Source organism: Streptomyces sp. NBC_00631 (genome assembly GCF_045206895.1).
Taxonomy (GTDB): domain Bacteria; phylum Actinomycetota; class Actinomycetes; order Streptomycetales; family Streptomycetaceae; genus Streptomyces.
This window is the reverse complement of record NZ_CP107734.1, coordinates 4,835,435-4,853,054: the sequence shown is the minus strand read 5'-3', so window position 1 is coordinate 4,853,054 and position 17,620 is coordinate 4,835,435. Positions and strand designations below refer to the sequence as shown.

The following is a 17,620-nucleotide window of genomic DNA, read 5'->3' as shown; positions in this document are numbered from 1 at the left end:
GCTAATTAACCGGAGCCTCAGATTCTCCGCAAAGGCACCGGATAAGGTTGCGGACATGACTCAGTCGCACCCCAGGATCAGCAAGGCTGTCATTCCCGCGGCCGGCCTCGGCACCCGGTTCCTGCCGGCCACCAAGGCCACTCCCAAGGAGATGCTGCCGGTCGTCGACAAGCCGGCGATCCAGTACGTGGTCGAGGAGGCCGTGTCGGCGGGGCTCGACGACGTCCTCATGATCACCGGGCGCAACAAGCGCCCGCTGGAAGATCACTTCGACCGCAACTACGAACTGGAGTCGGCGCTCCAGAAGAAGGGCGACGCCGGCCGGCTCGCCAAGGTGCAGGAGTCCAGCGACCTGGCCACGATGCACTACGTGCGCCAGGGCGACCCCAGGGGCCTCGGCCACGCCGTGCTGTGCGCGGCCCCGCACGTGGGCCACGAGCCCTTCGCCGTCCTGCTCGGCGACGACCTGATCGACCCGCGTGACCCCCTGCTCCAGCGCATGATCGACGTCCAGGAGCAGCACGGCGGCAGCGTGATCGCGCTCATGGAGGTCGACCCCGAGCAGATCCACCTCTACGGCTGCGCCGCCGTGGAGAGCACCGCCGACGGCGACGTCGTCAAGGTGACCGGTTTGGTCGAGAAGCCGGACCCGGCGGACGCCCCCTCCAGCTACGCGGTGATCGGCCGCTACGTCCTCGACCCGCACGTCTTCGACATACTGCGGCGCACCGAGCCCGGCCGGGGCGGCGAGATCCAGCTCACCGACGCCCTCCAGCAGCTCGCCCAGGACGAAAAGGTCGGCGGCCCCGTGCACGGCGTCGTCTTCAAGGGCCGCCGCTATGACACCGGCGACCGCGGCGACTATCTGCGTGCCATTGTCAGGCTCGCGTGCGAACGTGAAGACCTGGGCCCGGACTTCCGGACCTGGCTTCGCAGTTACGTAGCCGAGGAGATGCAGCAGAGTTGAGCAGCGCCGCGACCCGCCCCGCCGGCCCGGACCGCCTGTGGTCGGTGGACGAGCACCTGGAGGACATCCTCACCACGGTCCGCCCCCTGGAACCCATCGAGCTGCAACTCCTCGACGCCCAGGGCTGCGTCCTGGTCGACGACGTCACGGTGCCGCTCTCGCTGCCGCCGTTCGACAACAGCTCCATGGACGGGTACGCGGTACGGGTCGCGGATGTGGCAGGCGCGAGCGAGGAGTTCCCGGCCGTCCTGGAGGTCGTCGGGGACGTCGCGGCGGGCGCGGCCGAGCTGACCCCGGTGGGCCCCGGCCAGGCGGCCCGCATCATGACCGGCGCCCCGCTGCCGCCCGGCGCCGAGGCCGTCGTCCCCGTGGAGTGGACCGACGGCGGGCTGGGTGAGGGGCCGGTCGCCGGGATGCGGGCGCGCAGCCTCGCACCCGAGGGCGCCGAGGGGCACGTGCGCGTGCACCGGCCGGCCGAGGCACGCGCGCACGTACGCGCGCGGGGAAGCGACGTGAAGGCCGGCGACCTCGCCCTGGAAGCCGGCACTCTCCTCGGCCCGCCGCAGATCGGGCTGCTCGCCGCGATCGGCCGCGGCACGGTACGCGTGCGCCCGCGCCCGCGCGTGGTCGTCGTGTCCACCGGCAGCGAACTCGTCCAGCCCGGCGAGGGACTCGGCAGCGGGCAGATCTACGACTCGAACAGCTTCGCCCTCACCGCCGCCGCCCGGGACGCGGGTGCCATCGCCTACCGGGTGGGCGCCGTCGTCGACGACGCGGAGACCCTCCGTTCCACCATCGAGGACCAGCTCGTCCGCGCCGACCTGCTGGTCACCACCGGCGGGGTCAGCGTGGGCGCGTACGACGTCGTCAAGGAGGCACTGGCGCACGTCGGCGACGAGGACGAGCCAGGCGGCGGCATCGACTTCCGCAAGCTCGCCATGCAGCCCGGCAAGCCCCAGGGCTTCGGCTCCATCGGCCCCGACCACACGCCGCTGCTCGCGCTTCCGGGCAACCCGGTGTCGTCGTACGTCTCCTTCGAGCTGTTCGTCCGCCCCGTCATCCGCACCCTGATGGGCCTCGACGACGTGCACCGGCCCCGCACCACGGCGACCCTCCGGGCCGGCAAGGCGCTCGGCTCGCCCAAGGGGCGCAGGCAGTTCCTGCGCGGGGCGTACGCCGACGGCGAGGTGACCGCCGTGGGCGGCGCAGGCTCGCACCTGGTCGCGGCCCTGGCGCAGGCCGACGCGCTGATCGTCGTGCCGGAGGACGTGGAGGCCGTGGAGCCCGGCGCCGAGGTCGAGGTCGTCCTGCTCGGCTAGGGATGCCCGCCGGGCGGTCCTGCCCGGTGGAGTGCGCCCGCTTGGCGGTACCGTGTCGCGCACAGCAGGCCCGAGCGCCGCACCGCGACGGGCCCGGACCGGGAGCGCCACACAGCATGACTGAGCCCTTCCGGGGGGAGACCCCCGGACCCCCTGTGCCAGAGCGTCTGACGCACATCGACGACGCGGGCGCCGCCCGCATGGTCGACGTGTCGGGCAAGGACGTGACCGCGCGCACCGCCCGCGCGAGCGGACGCGTCCTCGTCTCGCCCCGCGTGGTCGAGCTGCTGCGCGGCGAGGGCGTTCCCAAGGGCGACGCCCTCGCCACCGCGCGCATCGCCGGGATCATGGGTGCCAAGCGCACCCCCGACCTGATCCCGCTGTGCCACCCCTTGTCGGTCTCCGGTGTGAAACTGGATCTGTCGGTCGCGGACGACGCGGTGGAGATCCTGGCCACCGTGAAGACGACGGACCGCACGGGCGTCGAGATGGAGGCCCTCACGGCGGTCTCCGTCGCGGCACTCACCGTGATCGACATGGTCAAGGCGGTCGACAAGGGAGCGGTCATCACGGACGTACGCGTGGAGGAGAAGACGGGCGGCAAGTCGGGCGACTGGAGCCGGACGTGACGGGCGGGCCTGCGGCCGGCAGCGCGCCGTACCGTGCGCTGGTCGTGACCGCCTCCAACCGTGCCGCCGCCGGCGTCTACGAGGACAAGGGCGGGCCGCTGGTCGCGGCCGGTCTCAAGGGCTTCGGGTTCGCCGTCGACGGGCCGCGGGTCGTGCCCGACGGGGAACCCGTGGCGGCCGCGCTGCGCGCCGGGGTCGAGGCCGGGTACGACGTCGTCGTCACCACCGGTGGCACCGGCGTCTCACCCACCGACCGCACGCCCGAGGCGACCCGCGCGGTGCTCGACTACGAGGTGCCGGGCATCGCCGAGGCCGTCCGCGCGTTCGGACGGGAGAAGGTGCCCACCGCCGCGCTCTCCCGGGGCCTGGCCGGAGTGGCGGGCCGGACACTGATCGTCAACCTTCCGGGGTCCACCGGCGGGGTGCGGGACGGTCTCGCCGTCCTGGAACCGCTGCTGGCGCACGCCGTCGACCAGATCCGCGGCGGCGACCACCCCAGAACCGGCAGCAGTGGGGGTGCGAGCTGAACAGCCCGTCCTGGCCCGTCGTGCTGGTGGACGGCGACGTCGTCCTCCGGCCCATAAGGGTGCGCGACCAGCGGGCGTGGCGTGAGGTCAACCGCCGCAACCGCGACTGGCTGCGCCCGTGGGAGGCGACCATCCCGCCGCCCACGCCCAGCGGGCCGATCGCGCACCGGCCGACCTACCGGCAGATGGTCCGGCACCTGCGGTCCGAGGCGAACGCGGGCCGCATGCTGCCGTTCGTCATCGAGTACCAGGGGGAGCTGGTGGGGCAGTTGACGGTCGCCGGGATCACCTGGGGGTCGATGTGCTCGGGGCACGTCGGCTACTGGGTGGACCAGTCGGTGGCCGGCCGCGGGGTGATGCCGACGGCCGTCGCGCTCGTGGTGGACCACTGTTTCCGCACCGTCGGTCTGCACCGCATCGAGGTCTGCATTCGCCCGGAGAACCGGCCCAGCCGCCGGGTCGTGGAGAAACTCGGATTCCGTGAGGAGGGGCTGCGGCCGCGTTATCTCCACATCGACGGCGCCTGGCGCGACCACCTGGTCTTCGCCCTCACCGCGGAAGAGGTGCCCGAGGGGTTGCTCGGCCGCTGGCAGCGGGCACGCTCCCAGAGCGCGTCCGCGAAGGCGCCTGGGCCGACGGGTACTCCTCCGCACGTGCCCCGCAATCCGCAGAACACCCCAGGGAATCCCGGCTAGCCGAGCAAATTGAATGCTTGTTCGAAATTGATCGGTTCTTGACCGTCTCAGGGCAATGAATTCGCGGCTCGGGCGGCCTGCTGATCGCATCGGTCACAAAAAAAGCTCGAAATATCAGCCGGATCGTGCGACACACCGACGCAATTGGCAGATGGCCCCACGCAAACCCCTCTACCGTGTGAGGCGTGAGCAGCAGCGGCCTCATCTACGCAGTCATTGTCGGGGCCTGGGCCGCCTACTTGGTGCCGATGTGGCTCCGTAGGCAGGACGAGCTGAACGAGGCCCGTCCGACGGAACGCTTCAGCACCGCCATCCGGCTGCTGTCCGGACGGGCGGGGATGGAGCGCCGGTACGCCAGGGACCTGCGGGCGCGCTCCGCCTCGGAGGGGGAGCAGGACGCCGGTGATCCGGACGTCACCAACTCGGTGGACGTCCGGGCCTTCGCCATGCCTCCGACCCGCCGTCAGGTCCGGGCCGAGGTGGAACCGGAGGCGCCCGGGCGTCAGGAACCGGGGCGTGACCACGCGGTCGCGCCGGCGGGCAAGTCCCCGTCCGCACCGCCCCGTCAGGCGGGCGCGGCGCCCGCCTCGGCGTCGGCAGCCGTCTCGGCGCCCGTCTCCACGTCCGCGCCCAAGTCCGGCTCCGTGTCCGGGCGCAGGCAGATTCCCAACCCACGGCGTCCGCCCTCCGCGCAGGCGGCCGCGGAACGTGCCCGGCGCTCGAAGGCGCTCGCGCGCCGTCGGCGCACCACCGTTCTGCTCTTCGTCGCGTTCACGCTGGGCACGATCGTCGCCGCCGTCGGGGGATTCGCGTTCCTGTGGGCACCGGGTGTGCCCGCCGTCATGCTCAGCGCCTACATCGCCTACCTGCGCGCGCAGGAGCGCCGGCGCTTCGCCTACCAGATGGACCGGCGTCAGGCCGAGGTCGCCGCACAGCGGTTGCGGGAGCGCCAGCCGCGCCGGCGCCCGCCCGTCGACCCCGCGGCCGGCGCGGACGAGCCGGAGGAGGGACCAGGGACCGGGACCGACCCCGGCCTGTCCGCCCTCGCCGCCGACCGGCGCGCCCTCGTCGAGCAGACCGACCACGCCGAGTGGGTCGACCAGCAGCGGGAGCGGCAGCGCCGCCCCGGGCACGGCGACAGCTGGGACCCGGTGCCGGTGCCCCTGCCGACCTACGTGACCGCGCCGGTCGCGCCGCGCGCCACCTCCGACGTGGACCTGGGGGCGCCGGACGCGTGGAGTTCGGCGCGGTCCAGCGCCGTCGCGCCGGAGCAGGAGGCCAAGCCGGCGGCGTCGGAGGCCGAGGCGGAGACGGAGGCGGCGGCCGCCGACGACAAGACGGCTGACGGCCGGACCGACGCCCGGCGTGCGGCCTCCGCGCGCCGCGCCCGCGAGCGTGGCCGCACGCCCCTCTTCGACCAGTACGAGGACGGCGAGCGCCCGCGCGCGGCCAACGAGTGACCTGGGACAGCGGGCGCGGGACGCCTCGGTACCCGCGCCTGACCAGTCAGGGAACGGATTTCCAAGCACCCCGACGGGGATGCTAGAGTTTCACTCGTTGCAAGGGCCTGTGGCGCAGTCCGGTAGCGCACCTCGTTCGCATCGAGGGGGCCAGGGGTTCGAATCCCCTCAGGTCCACTGCACGGTGAGACCCCGCATGATCGTGAAGATCGTGCGGGGTCTTCGTCGTTTCCGACGCCCGTTCAGCCCCGAGCGGCGGGGGCGTCCGACTCGGCGGGCTGGTACGCGGCTTGGGCCGGACGGACCGGGACGAACGCTGCGGCGAGATGGTCGAGCAGGGGCGTCGCGCGGGGGTGAGGGGTGCGGCGCGGTGCGATCGCGTAGATCCCACGGGCCGGGGGATCCACGAGGGGCACGGTGGTGATGCCGGTCCGCAGCGCGCACGTCAGCACCCCCGGAATCAGCGCGATGGCGTGACCGGTTGCGACCAGGGCCAGCTTGCCCAGCAGGTCGGCCGCCGTGAGGTCGATGCGGGCGCTGAACCCGGCGCGGGCGGCGTGCCGGCGCAGGAGAGCCGCCGAGCCGTCGTTGTCCTCGACCCAGGTCTGGTCGGCCAGCGCCTGCATGTGCACGGGACCGCGGCCGGCCTGAGGATGGCCCACGGGCAGCGCGACGACCATGTCGTCCAGCCCGAGGAACCGGCGTTCGACCCGCTGGTCGTGGGGCAGCCCGGGGGGTGCGTCGGTGACGACGGCGATGTCGAGATCGCCGGTGATCACTCGGTCGTACAGCTGTGCGCTCAGGCCGGGGAGCAGGCTCCAGCGGATGGACCCGGTCTGCTCCAGGAGGGCCCGGATGGCCTCGGGGACGATCCCCGCGGCCAGAGAGGGGGTCGCACCGACGGCCAGTGGCCGATCGAACGCCCCGTCACGGACATCGCGCACGGCGCGAACCGCGCGGTCGGCCTCGTTGAGCGTGGCCAGCGCATGGTGCCGGAACACCTCGCCGGCGGGCGTCGGACGCACGCCGCGCGCGTGGCGCTCCATCAGCGGCACGCCGAGCTGCCGCTCCAGTCCGGCGATCTGCCGGGAGACGGCCGACTGCGTGTGATGGAGTTCGGCGGCCGCCGCCGACAGCGACCCGAGCCGGCACACGGTCACGAAGGTCCGCCACACCGTCAGCTCCATGGCACGAGTCCAGCCAGCCGGTATGCGGGCTCAGCAGGGCTGACGTGCGAGATCCGCGCTTGTCGCAGCCATCCCGCTGCAGCACTGTGGCGCCTATGACCGCACCCCTCATCGGCCGGAACCGGAACGTCGTGGTCGAGTCCGGCATCGCCATGGCCGCCACCGACCCCGCCGCCGACGCCGCCGTGCTCGAACCGCTCCACGCCTACATCCGCGGGCACGCCACCGGTGACCCCGCCCACTTCCGCGACGCGTTCCTGCCCACCGCCCACATCGAAGGGATCCGGGACGGTGCGTTCGTCTCGTGGTCCCTGGACCAGTACTGCGCCCTCTTCCCGGGCAGGGCCGCCCGGGACGAACCGACGCGCTCCCGCCGCATCGACGCCGTCGATGCCCACGGCACCGTCGCCACCGCGACCATGACGCTCTTCCACGGCCCGGACACGTTCACCGACCTCCTCCTGCTGGTCCGCGACGACGACGGCTGGCGCATCGCCAACAAGGCTTATCACCGGCACTCCTGAAGACCCGTCTCATCCGCCGGGATGGAAACGCCACCGGCCTTCGGAAACGACATCCACCTTGCCGTCCCTGACGCGAACGGCCGTCTCGTCGTCGATGAAGTAGATCGGGAAGTCCGCCCGCGCGGCGATGCGGTCAGCCCAGGCGTCGTCCCGCTCGGGGAAATTCGGCGAGTACAGGTGGGGCTTGAGATACCAGTCGAAGAGGCCGAACGGCGGCTCCACGGTCGTCGCGCCGAGCACGTGGAGGTCCGCGGCGTCCCCGATGACGTCGGCGGAGTGGCCGGTGAGATTCCGGCTGAAGATCATCGATCCGGCGCTGACCCCCACATAGACCCGGTTCTCCAGCGCCTTCAGGAAGCCGTCGGTCAGGCCGTTGCCGGTGATGCTGCGCGCGAGGTGGTAGTGGCTGCCGCCCTCGACGTGGACGACGTCGGCGTGGAGCAGCCGGTCGAGCACCATCTGCCGGGGCAGGCCGTTCAGCTCCAGGACGTCGAACTCCCGCCAGCCGAGGCCGTACAGCCGGTTCATGTCCGCGACGAACCATCCGTGGTCCCCGGGCTCGGCGACCGACGCCGTGGGAACGTACACGACGTTCGCCGAGCCGAACGGCTTTCCCAGCATGTCCCGCAGCGCATCCCGCAGCGTCTCGTTGCGCAGACCGCTCGCCGTCAACAGAAAGTTCATCGGACGACCCAAGCACGACCGGCGGACGCGCGCAACGAACCAGGGACCCACCGAGAGTGCACCCACCCGGCAGGTGCGCGAAGGGGGCCGGCGCCTACAGCTCCGCCGGTGCGTCCGCCCGCAAGGCCTTCGCGAAGCAGCGGCTCGACTCGTAGTGGCGGTAGTAGCCGAACTTGGTGCACGGTTCGTAGCCGCTGGAGGTGTACAGGGCGATGGCCTCCGGCTGCTTGGTGCCGGTCTCCAGGACCATACGGAGGCGGCCGGCCGCGCGGGCGTCGTCCTCCAGGGCCGCGAGCATGCGCCGGGCCAGGCCCCGGCCGCGCATCGCCTCGATGACGAACATGCGCTTGAGTTCGGCGTCGCCGTCCTCGTTGCCCTCGCCGTTCGCGTCCTGGCTGCGCCAGCCGCCGGTGGCCACGGGGCGGCCTGACTCGTCGTACGCGATCAGGTAGACGCCGTTCGGCGGGGCGAAGTCCGCCGTGTCGAGGACGGTGGCGTCGCCGCCGTCGCCGTAGCGCAGCTGGTACTCGGCCTGCACCTCGTCGTTCAGCTTGACGGCGTCGGGGTGGTCGAAGGCGACCGGACGTATATTCATGTGAGGCATCGTATATTCGTGCGGGCGGTCAACGCGGTGGACTTCGGGACTCCGTCCAGTGTGCCGGTATCGTTCCGGCGTGCTGACTGTGACCTCGGTGAATGTGAACGGGCTGCGGGCCGCCGCGAAGAAGGGCTTCGTGGAGTGGCTCGCCGAGACCTCGGCGGACGTGCTCTGTCTGCAGGAGGTGCGGGCGGAGCCCCAGCAGCTGCCGGAAGAGGTGCGCGCCCCCGGCGGATGGCACGTGGTGCACGCCCCCGCGGCCGCCAAGGGGCGAGCGGGCGTCTCCCTGTACACCCGGCGTGAGCCGGATCACGTGCGCGTCGGCTTCGGCTCGGACGAGTTCGACACGAGCGGGCGCTATGTCGAGGCCGACCTGCCCGGCGTCACCGTCGCCTCCCTCTATCTCCCCTCCGGCGAGGTGGGTACCGAGCGGCAGGACGAGAAGTACCGCTTCATGGGGGAGTTCCTCGCCCATCTGAAGGAACTGCGCGAGCGGGCCGCCGCCGACGGGCGCGAGGTCGTCGTCTGCGGCGACTGGAACATCGCCCACCAGCAGGCCGACCTCAAGAACTGGCGCGGCAACACCAAGAACTCCGGCTTCCTCCCGCAGGAGCGGGAGTGGCTCGGCGCCGTCCTGGACCCGGCCGGCGGCGGGTACGTCGACGTCGTGCGCGCGCTGCACCCGGAGATGGAGGGGCCGTACACCTGGTGGTCGTACCGGGGGCGGGCCTTCGACAACGATTCGGGATGGCGCATCGACTACCAGATGGCCACGCGCGGGCTCGCCGACAAGGCGGTCAAGGGTTTCGTGGAGCGGGCGGCCACGCACGCGGAGCGCTGGTCGGACCATGCGCCGGTCACCGTCGTCTACGACCTCTGACCGCCCTCCGCTGCCGCGGCTACGGCTTCTTGCGCAGCCGGCGGTCCAGGGCCAGTGACACCTCGGCCTCCACCACGCTGCGGGCCAGGGGGCGCAGGCGTTCCAGGTCCTCCTCGGGGCCGTGGCGCAGGACGAGTTCGGCGAAGAGTTCGGCGAGTGCGTCGGCATGCTCGCGGACGCTGCGGCCGGCCGCCAGGACCTCCGCGAGCGGGAAACCCTCGCGGACCAGGGCCGAGGAGGCGTCCAGCAGGCGGCGGCTGATGTGGACGATGTCGTCGCCGTCGGTGCCGAGGTAGCCGAGCTCCATGGCGGCGGCGAGGTTCTCCGGGGTGACCTCGCCCTCGAAGCGGGCGGCGAGCTCCTCGGGGGTCAGCCGGACCGGCTCCTCCTCGGTGGGGGTGTCGACCCCGAGCAGTTCGGCGACATCCCGGCCGTGGTCGAAGGCCTCCGCCAGCTCGGCGATGCCGTTCAGGGTGTGACCGCGTTCCAGGAGCGCCGAGATCGTGCGCAGCCGGGCCAGGTGGTGGTCGTCGTACCAGGCGATACGGCCCTCGCGGCGGGGCGGCGGGATCAGCTTGCGCTCGCGGTAGAAGCGCAGGGTGCGCACGGTGATGCCGGCCAGGGCGGCCAGTTCCTCCATGCGGTACTCGCGAGCGCCGCCCTGGTCGGAGGCCGTGGAGGTGGTTCGTCCGCCGTCGTCCGTCACGTGCGCAGCCTATGTTGTACCGCCGGTAACTTTAATCCGTCCGGGGCCTACCCATCAGTACGAGGCTGCTCTACAGTCCAACCGTGCCAGTGTTCACTGGCGTAATCGCGGGCGAGGTGTGGAGGCTCCGGGATGGCCCAGCACGAGCATGTACGGGTGGCGGTGATCGGGTCCGGCTTCGGCGGGCTGGGAGCGGCCGTGCGGTTGCGCAGGGAGGGGATCACCGACTTCGTCGTCCTGGAACGGGCCGGCAGCGTCGGTGGTACCTGGCGGGACAACAGCTATCCCGGGTGCGCCTGCGACGTCCCCTCCCACCTGTACTCCTTCTCCTTCGCGCCCAACCCCGACTGGCCGCGCACCTTCTCCGGGCAGGAGCACATCCGCGCCTATCTGGAGCACGTCACCGACCTGTTCGGGCTCCGGCCCCACCTCCGCTTCGACGCCGAGGTCAAGCGGATGACCTGGGACCCGGAGGCGCTGCGCTGGGACATCGAGACCGCCGCCGGCCCCTTCTCCGCCGACGTCGTCGTCTCGGCCACCGGACCGCTGTCCGACCCGAAGATCCCCGGGATCCCGGGGCTGGACTCGTTCCCCGGCAAGGTCTTCCACTCGGCCCGCTGGGACCACGACTACGACCTGCGCGGCAAGCGGGTCGCCATGGTCGGCACCGGCGCCTCGGCCATCCAGATCGTGCCCGCCGTCCAGCCCGAGGTCGCGCGGCTCACCCTCTTCCAGCGCACCCCGCCGTGGGTGATGCCGCGGGTGGACCGGGCCATCAGCGCGGCCGAGCGCCGGCTGCACCGGGCGCTGCCCTTCACCACCCAGGCCCGGCGCGGGCTCCTGTGGGGGATCCGCGAGCTCCAGGTCCAGGCGTTCACCAAACGGCCCGACGAACTCGGCCTGGTGGAGAGCCTCGCCAGGCGCAACATGGCCCGCGCGATCAAGGACCCGGCACTTCGCGCCAAGCTCACCCCGGACTACCGCATCGGCTGCAAGCGGATCCTGCTCTCCAGCTCGTACTATCCGGCGCTGGCCCAGCGGAACGTGGAGGTGGTGGCGAGCGGGCTCAGCGAGGTGCGCGGGTCGACGGTCGTCGCCGCCGACGGCAGCAGCGCCGAGGTCGACGCGATCATCTTCGGCACCGGCTTCCACGTCACCGACATGCCCATCGCCGAGCGGGTCGTCGGCGCCGACGGGCGGACCCTCGCGGAGGTCTGGAAGGGGGGCATGGAGGCGCTGCGCGGCGCCTCGGCCGCCGGGTTCCCCAACTGGATGACGATCATCGGGCCCAACACCGGCCTCGGGAACTCCTCCATGATCCTCATGATCGAGTCCCAGCTGAACTACATGGCCGACTATCTGCGCCAGCTCCGCGTCCTCGGGGGGCGGGCCGCCCTGGTCGCGCGCCCCGACGCCGTGGCCGCCTGGAACCACAAGGTCCAGGAACGCATGAAGCGCACCGTGTGGAACACCGGTGGCTGCACCAGCTGGTACCTGGACGCGAGCGGCCGCAACACCACCATCTGGCCCGGTACCACCACGGAGTTCCGGCGTGCGACCCAGCGGGTGGACCTCGCGGAGTACGACGTGATCCGCGCGCCCCTGCCGAGCGGCACCGGCGGCGAGCGGGCGGCGGACGCGGAGGTGGGCGCGTGAGCCGGCTCACCCACGTGACCACCGGGCCGTACGCCCCGCCCGTCCCGGCGCGTGAACTCACGGTCGTCTCCGCCGACGGCGCCCGCCTGCACGCCGAGGTGCACGGCCCCGAGGACGCGCCCCCCGTCGTCCTCGCCCACGGCTGGACCTGTTCGACCGCCTTCTGGGCGGCGCAGATACGGGAACTGGCCGTCGGCCACCGGGTCATCGCGTACGACCAGAGGGGGCACGGACGCAGTCCCGCGAGCCCCGCGTGCACCACCCAGGCGCTGGCGGACGACCTCGAAGCGGTGCTCGCGCAGACCCTCGCACGCGGGGAGCGTGCCGTGATCGTCGGCCACTCCATGGGCGGCATGACCGTCATGGCGGCCGCCGCGCGACCCCGCTTCCGCGAGCACGCCGCCGCCGTCCTGCTGTGCAGCACCGGCAGTTCCCGGCTGGTCGCGGAGGCGCTGGTCCTGCCGTTGCGCGCCGGTGGCCCGCGTACCTGGCTCACGGCGCGTGTGCTGGCCTCGCGCGCCCCGCTGGGACCGGTCACGCCCCTCGCGCTGCGCATCCTCAAGTACGCGACCATGGGCCCGGGTTCGGCCCCGCACATGGTGGAGGCGTGCGCCCGGATCGTGCACGCCTGCCCGCGCGCCGTGCGCCATGCCTGGGCGCGTGTCCTCGCCGAACTTGATCTCGACCACGGCGTACGGGAGTTGCGTGTACCCACCGCCATCGTCACCGGCACGGCCGACCGGCTCACGCCGCCCGTGCACGCCCGCGCGCTGGCCGCCGCGCTGCCGCACTCCCTGGGCCTCACCGAGCTGCCGGGCATGGGCCACATGACGCCGGTCGAGGCACCCCGGCTGGTCAACGAGAAGATCCGGGAACTGGTCGCCGCGTACCTGACCGGAACCCCCGAAGAAGCCGGCGCCGACGGGCCGGAGCGGATCAAGGAGGGCTCATGAGCAGGGTCGGACTCGAAGGACAGGTCGCGGTCGTCACCGGAGCGGCGCGCGGCGTCGGCGCGTTGCTCGCCCGCAAGCTCTCCGCGCGCGGGGCGAGCATCGCCCTGGTCGGCCTGGAGGAGGAGGCCCTCAAGGAGGTTGCCTCGCGGCTGCACACCGACAGCGCGCACTGGTACGCCGACGTCACCGACCACGAGGCGATGAGCCGGGTCGCGCGGGAGGTGAAGGAGCGGTTCGGGAAGGCCGACATCGTGGTGGCCAACGCCGGGGTGGCGAACGGCGGTCCGTTCGCCGACTCCGACCCGGTGGCCTGGCGGCGGGTGATCGAGGTCAACCTGGTCGGTTCGGCGGTGACGGCGCGCGCGTTCCTGCCGGTCCTCACGGAGAGCCGCGGCTACCTGCTGCAGATCGCGTCGCTGGCCGCGATCACACCGGCGCCGATGATGACGGCGTACTGCGCGTCCAAGGCGGGCGTGGAGGCGTACGCGCACAGCCTGCGCGCCGAGGTCGGCCACCAGGGGGTGCGGGTCGGGGTCGGATACCTGTCCTGGACGGACACCGACATGGTGCGCGGCGCCGACCAGGACGAGGCGATGCGGGAGCTGCGGCAGCGGCTGCCGTGGCCGGCGAACAAGACGTATCCGCTGGGGCCGGCCGTGGACCGGATCGTGGCCGGCATCGAGCGGCGCTCGGCGCATGTGTACGGGCAGTGGTGGCTGCGCGGGATGCAGGGAGTGCGCGGGTATCTGCCGGCGCTCATCGGCACGGTCGGGCAGCGCGAGATGAAGCGGTTCGCGCCCCGCTTGCAGGGCGTCCGCACGGGGCTCGTCGGTGCAGGTGGGGCGGCCGACGAGGAGGCGCGCGCTACGCACCGTCATTGATCGAAATGCGCGCGTAGTCGGCCCGTGTGAATCTGGTCGAGGCCCCACTGAGGGCCGATTCCCCTCACCCTCCACGGGAGTGAACCCACATGGGTATGAAGGACAAGGCCGGTAAGACGCAGGGACAGGCCAAGCAGAAGATGCACGAAGGCCAGCAGCAGGCCCAGAAGGCCCAGCAGGGCCAGCAGGGCCAGCAGGGCCAGCCGGGCCAGCAGGCCCAGGAGCGTGGCCAGCAGACGCAGCAGCGGGGCCAGCAGGCCCAGGAGCGTGGCCGGCAGACGCAGGAGCGTGGCCGGCAGATGCCTGAGCGCGGTCGCCAGAACCTGGACGACACCGAGCAGGAGATGCGGGACCGGTTCGACCAGGACTACGACGCTTAGTCGTTGCACTTGGCTTGACCGACAAGCGTGGGGCGCCCTTCGTCACGGAGGGTGCCCTGCGTTTTGTGCGCCCAAGGGGGTGCGGTGGGTCGGCGGGTGCGGCTGTGTGGGGGTGATCGCGCAGTCCCCGCGCCCCTGGCGGGGCGCTCATGCTGACGGGGCGTTCAAGTGGCCGTCGGCCTCGGGGGCAGCTTCGGGCGGGCTCTGTTCGGGGCTTCGCTGTAGTCCGGGGGGATCGCTGCCGGGTGGTCGGTCAGGAGGTCCAGGGCCAGTTGGATGGCGTCGTCCATCTCGACGTGGCGGCCCTCCGCCCAGTCCAGGGGGGTGCGCAGGACCTCCACGTCGGGGGCGACGCCGTGGTTCTCGACGGACCAGCCGTAGTCCTCGAACCAGGCCGCGTTCATCGGCACCGTGATCACCGTGCCGTCGCCCAGTTGGTGCCGGCCGGTCATGCCGACCACTCCGCCCCAGGTGCGCTGGCCGACGACCGGGCCGAGCCTCAGCAGCTTGATCGCGGCCGTGATCATGTCGCCGTCGGAGGAGGTGGCCTCGTCGGTGAGCGCGACGATCGGGCCGCGCGGGGCGTTGGAGGCGTACGACACCGGCTGGGCGTTCCTCGTCAGGTCCCAGCCGAGGATGGTCCGGGTGAGCTTCTCCACGACGAGTTCGCTGATGTGGCCGCCCGCGTTGCCGCGCACGTCGACGATGAGCGCGGGCCGGGAGACCTCTCCGCGCAGATCCCGGTTGAACTGGGCCCAGCCCGAGCCGCCCATGTCCGGGATGTGCAGGTAGCCGCACTTGCCGCCGCTCATCTCCCGTACCACCTCGCGGCGTTTGGCCACCCAGTCCTGGTAGCGCAGCGGCCGCTCGTCGATCAATGGCAGGACGGCGACGCGGCGCGGCGGCCCCGGCTCGCCCTCGCCCGGGGCGAACGTCAGCTCCACCGTCGTGGCCCCCGCCCCCGCGAGCAGCGGGAACGGCCCGGTCACCGGGTCCACCGGCCTGCCGTCCACGTGGGTGAGCACCGCGCCCTCCCGGATGCCGGTGCCGGCGAGCGGGGAACGCGCCCTGGAGTCGGAGGAGTCGCCGGGCAGGATCCGCTTGACCGTCCAGCCGCCGTCCCGGTGGACGAAGTTGGCGCCGAGCAGGCCCTGGAGGCGCTGGTAGTGCGGCGGGCCCTCGTTGCGGCGGGCCGGGGTGACGTAGGCGTGCGAGGTGCCGAGTTCGCCGAGGACCTCGCGCAGCAGGTCGGCGAAGTCGTCGGGGGAGGCGACCCGTTCGACCAGCGGGCGGTACTGGTCGAGCACCCCGTCCCAGTCGATGCCGCACATCCCGGGGTCCCAGAAGTAGTCGCGGATCAGGCGGCCGGCCTCGGCGTACGCCTGGCGCCACTCGGCGGACGGGTCGACCTCGTGCAGGATGCGGCGCAGGTCGATCCAGACGGTCGTGTCGCCGTCACCGGACTCGGTCGACGGAACGGCCCGCAGCTCGCCCTCGTCCACCACGACCAGCCGGCTGCCGTCGCCGCTGACCGTGAACCAGTCGAGGTGGTCCACGAGTTCGGACTTCTTCGCCTTGCTGATGCTGAAGTACTCCAGGGTGGGCCGGCCGCTGGTGTCGGCCGGGTTGACGAAGGTCTCGCCCAGCGCGCCGGAGATCGGCCAGCGCAGCCAGACCAGACCGCCGCCCGCGACCGGGTACAGCGCCGAGTACTTGGAGGCGGTGACCGGGAACGGGGTCACCCGGCTCTCCAGGCCCTCGACCTCGACCGTCACCGCGCCGCCCTCGCCGGGCTCCTCGTCCTCGGCGGGGTCCAGGCCGCCGGCGGCCGGGCGTCCGTCCGGGTTGAGGGCGAAGGGGGAGGGGGTCGCCGAGGAGAGCGGGACCAGGTAGGGGCGGCAGCCGAGCGGGAAGGACAGGTCGCCGGTGTGCACGTCGTACACCGGGTCGAAGCCGCGCCAGGAGAGGAACGCGAGGTAGCGCCCGTCGCGGGTGAAGACCGGGTTCTCGTCCTCGAAGCGGCCGTTGGTGACGTCGATGACGATCCGGTCGCTGATGCGGGCCATCTTGATCTGCCGGAGCGTACGCCCGATGCCCGGATGCGACCAGGTCAACCATGACCCGTCCGGGGAGAAGGCCAGATCGCGGACCGGTCCGTTGATCGACTGGATCAACTCGGTGACCACGTCGTCGGAGTCCGTGCCGTCAACAGGGTCAATGTCGGCAGGCTCGGCTCCGTCAACCTGGTCAATGTCGTCAACATCGTCAATGGCCGCGTCGATGAGCAGCAGCCGGCCGTCGTGGGCCGCCACGGCCAGTCGCTCGCCCAGGGGGTCCGAGACCAGTTCGAGCACCCGGCCCACCTTCCCGCAGGCCAGCCGTCGCGGTGGGCGGGCGCCGGTCGCCCGGGGCAGGTGGGCGATCTCGACCGCGTCCTCGCCCCCGGCGTCGGTGACGTACGCGATCTGCCCGGTCGAGCCGAGCATCTCGGGGAGCCGCACCCGTACCCCCGGGGTGTCCGCGATGGTGCGGGCGGGGCCGTCGCGGTGGGTGAGCCAGTACAGGCTGCCCCGTACGACGACGGCGCTGGCGCGTCCGGTCTCGTCGACCGAGACGCCGTCGACGTGCTGGGCGGCCGGCACCTGGTAGGGCCGGCGCCCCGCCCGGGGCCCGGAGAGGCGTACGTCGAGCCTGCGCGGAGCCGCGTCCGGGCCGAGGTCGTCGACGAGCCACAGATCGCCCGCGCACTGGTACACCACCCTGGTCCCGTCACTGGAGGCGTGCCGGGCGTAGAAGGCGTCGTGGTCGGTGTGCCGGCGCAGGTCGGTGCCGTCGTAGGCGCAGGAGTAGAGGTTGCCGACGCCCTCGTGGTCGGAGAGGAAGGCGATCCGGCCGCCGACGAACATCGGGGAGCACAGGTGGCCGCCGATGCCGTCGAGCAGCCGCTGCCCGTGCAGCCACAGCCGGCCCATGGCTCCGCCCCGGTAGCGCTTCCAGCCGGCCGGTTCGTGCGGCGGGGTGCCGGTGAGCAGCAGGGTCCTGCGTTCGTCCGCGATGTCGGCGACCTGGATGTCGGCGACCGGCCCCCAGGGCAGCTTCCGCCCCGGGTCGCCGTCGGGGGACACCTTGTAGGCCCAGGTGAAATAGGAGAACGGCTGCCCGTGCGAGGCCACCGCCAGGATGTCCGCCGTGCCCTCCCGGTCGGGGGGCGTCCAGCCGCACACCTGGGTGTCGGCGCTGCCCCAGTACGTCAGCTGCCGGCCGGGTCCGCCGTCGACGTCGGCCAGGTGGATCTCGGGCACGAGACTGCGCCAGCTCGTGTACGCGATCCGGCGGCCGTCGGGGGAGAAACGCGGATGACCCACTTTGGTGCGGTCGACGGTGAGCCGCCAGGCGCGGCCCGGGGTGTCCAGCGAGGTCAGCCAGAGGTCGTCCTCGGCCACGAAGCACAGCAGGTCGCCGCTGAGATGGGGCAGGCGCAGATAGCTCACCTCCCCATGCTTTTCCGGGGGCGGAGGGCCAGCAACTCGTGGGAGCTCATCTGTTTCTCAGACACGTGAGACAGCACACGTAC

Annotated in this window: 16 protein-coding genes, 1 tRNA gene and 1 pseudogene; 13 read left to right on the top strand and 5 right to left on the bottom strand. The window is 72.3% G+C overall.

The genetic code is table 11. The features are described from left to right. Positions 1-55 precede the first annotated feature (55 nt). From galU to OHB00_RS22140, 7 genes are all read left to right on the top strand, one after another. Positions 56-967 (top strand): UTP--glucose-1-phosphate uridylyltransferase GalU, encoded by a 912-nt coding sequence (galU, locus tag OHB00_RS22170; RefSeq protein WP_406436807.1) that lies wholly within the window; start codon positions 56-58, stop codon positions 965-967. Then, complete coding sequence (gene glp, locus OHB00_RS22165; protein WP_406436805.1) at positions 964-2,286, top strand: gephyrin-like molybdotransferase Glp; 1,323 nt, start codon at positions 964-966, stop codon at positions 2,284-2,286. Before galU ends, glp begins: the two co-directional genes overlap by 4 nt. A 116-nt stretch (positions 2,287-2,402) precedes the next feature. Further along, on the top strand, positions 2,403-2,915 hold the full coding sequence (gene moaC, locus OHB00_RS22160; protein ID WP_406436803.1) for a cyclic pyranopterin monophosphate synthase MoaC: 513 nt from the start codon (positions 2,403-2,405) through the stop codon (positions 2,913-2,915). Beyond that, a complete protein-coding gene (locus OHB00_RS22155; RefSeq protein WP_406436801.1) occupies positions 2,912-3,442 on the top strand; it encodes a molybdenum cofactor biosynthesis protein B in 531 nt (176 codons plus the stop codon). The genes moaC and OHB00_RS22155 overlap by 4 nt, the downstream gene beginning before the upstream one ends. 20 nt (positions 3,443-3,462) lie before the next feature. After that, positions 3,463-4,137 carry a GNAT family N-acetyltransferase gene (locus OHB00_RS22150; RefSeq protein WP_406436799.1) on the top strand — a complete coding sequence of 225 codons (675 nt, stop codon included), beginning with the start codon at positions 3,463-3,465 and terminating at the stop codon, positions 4,135-4,137. A gap of 185 nt (positions 4,138-4,322) precedes the next feature. Continuing rightward, complete coding sequence (gene glpR, locus OHB00_RS22145) at positions 4,323-5,597, top strand: gephyrin-like molybdotransferase receptor GlpR (protein WP_406436797.1); 1,275 nt, start codon at positions 4,323-4,325, stop codon at positions 5,595-5,597. A gap of 103 nt (positions 5,598-5,700) precedes the next feature. Further along, positions 5,701-5,774, top strand: a tRNA-Ala gene (locus OHB00_RS22140). A 65-nt stretch (positions 5,775-5,839) separates the two neighbouring features. On the opposite strand, the gene OHB00_RS22135 is transcribed toward OHB00_RS22140, so the two are convergent. Next, positions 5,840-6,784, bottom strand: coding sequence for a LysR family transcriptional regulator (locus tag OHB00_RS22135; protein ID WP_406436795.1), 945 nt, complete (start codon positions 6,782-6,784; stop codon positions 5,840-5,842). Positions 6,785-6,921: 137 nt separating this feature from the next. On the opposite strand from OHB00_RS22135, the pseudogene OHB00_RS22130 reads away from it, so the two are divergent. Continuing rightward, positions 6,922-7,308, top strand: a pseudogene (locus tag OHB00_RS22130) (nuclear transport factor 2 family protein); the annotation flags it as partial. A gap of 9 nt (positions 7,309-7,317) precedes the next feature. Here the strand turns inward: OHB00_RS22130 and OHB00_RS22125 are convergent. Together OHB00_RS22125 and OHB00_RS22120 are read right to left on the bottom strand one after the other, a co-directional pair. After that, a complete protein-coding gene (locus OHB00_RS22125; protein ID WP_406436794.1) occupies positions 7,318-7,992 on the bottom strand; it encodes a Type 1 glutamine amidotransferase-like domain-containing protein in 675 nt (224 codons plus the stop codon). Positions 7,993-8,086: 94 nt separating this feature from the next. Next, the gene (locus OHB00_RS22120; protein WP_406436792.1) at positions 8,087-8,587 is read right to left on the bottom strand and encodes a GNAT family N-acetyltransferase; all 501 of its coding nucleotides are present in this window, start codon (positions 8,585-8,587) and stop codon (positions 8,087-8,089) included. A 79-nt stretch (positions 8,588-8,666) separates the two neighbouring features. Between OHB00_RS22120 and OHB00_RS22115 the strand changes: the two genes are divergently transcribed. Beyond that, positions 8,667-9,470: an exodeoxyribonuclease III gene (locus OHB00_RS22115; protein WP_406436790.1), complete on the top strand. Its 804-nt coding sequence runs from the start codon at positions 8,667-8,669 to the stop codon at positions 9,468-9,470. 19 nt (positions 9,471-9,489) lie between these two features. On the opposite strand, the gene OHB00_RS22110 is transcribed toward OHB00_RS22115, so the two are convergent. After that, the gene (locus tag OHB00_RS22110) at positions 9,490-10,110 is read right to left on the bottom strand and encodes a MerR family transcriptional regulator (RefSeq protein ID WP_406445934.1); all 621 of its coding nucleotides are present in this window, start codon (positions 10,108-10,110) and stop codon (positions 9,490-9,492) included. 198 nt (positions 10,111-10,308) lie between these two features. Here OHB00_RS22110 and OHB00_RS22105 point away from each other — a divergent pair, with 198 nt between their 5' ends. The 4 genes from OHB00_RS22105 (at position 10,309) to OHB00_RS22090 (ending at position 14,046) form a co-directional block, all read left to right on the top strand. Further along, positions 10,309-11,832 (top strand): flavin-containing monooxygenase, encoded by a 1,524-nt coding sequence (locus OHB00_RS22105; protein WP_406436788.1) that lies wholly within the window; start codon positions 10,309-10,311, stop codon positions 11,830-11,832. After that, on the top strand, positions 11,829-12,785 hold the full coding sequence (locus tag OHB00_RS22100; RefSeq protein WP_406436786.1) for an alpha/beta fold hydrolase: 957 nt from the start codon (positions 11,829-11,831) through the stop codon (positions 12,783-12,785). The genes OHB00_RS22105 and OHB00_RS22100 overlap by 4 nt, the downstream gene beginning before the upstream one ends. Further along, the gene (locus tag OHB00_RS22095; RefSeq protein ID WP_406436784.1) at positions 12,782-13,666 is read left to right on the top strand and encodes an SDR family oxidoreductase; all 885 of its coding nucleotides are present in this window, start codon (positions 12,782-12,784) and stop codon (positions 13,664-13,666) included. Before OHB00_RS22100 ends, OHB00_RS22095 begins: the two co-directional genes overlap by 4 nt. 89 nt (positions 13,667-13,755) lie before the next feature. Next, positions 13,756-14,046 (top strand): hypothetical protein, encoded by a 291-nt coding sequence (locus OHB00_RS22090; protein WP_406436782.1) that lies wholly within the window; start codon positions 13,756-13,758, stop codon positions 14,044-14,046. A gap of 164 nt (positions 14,047-14,210) precedes the next feature. On the opposite strand, the gene OHB00_RS22085 is transcribed toward OHB00_RS22090, so the two are convergent. Then, complete coding sequence (locus OHB00_RS22085; protein WP_406436780.1) at positions 14,211-17,537, bottom strand: S41 family peptidase; 3,327 nt, start codon at positions 17,535-17,537, stop codon at positions 14,211-14,213. Positions 17,538-17,620 lie beyond the last annotated feature (83 nt).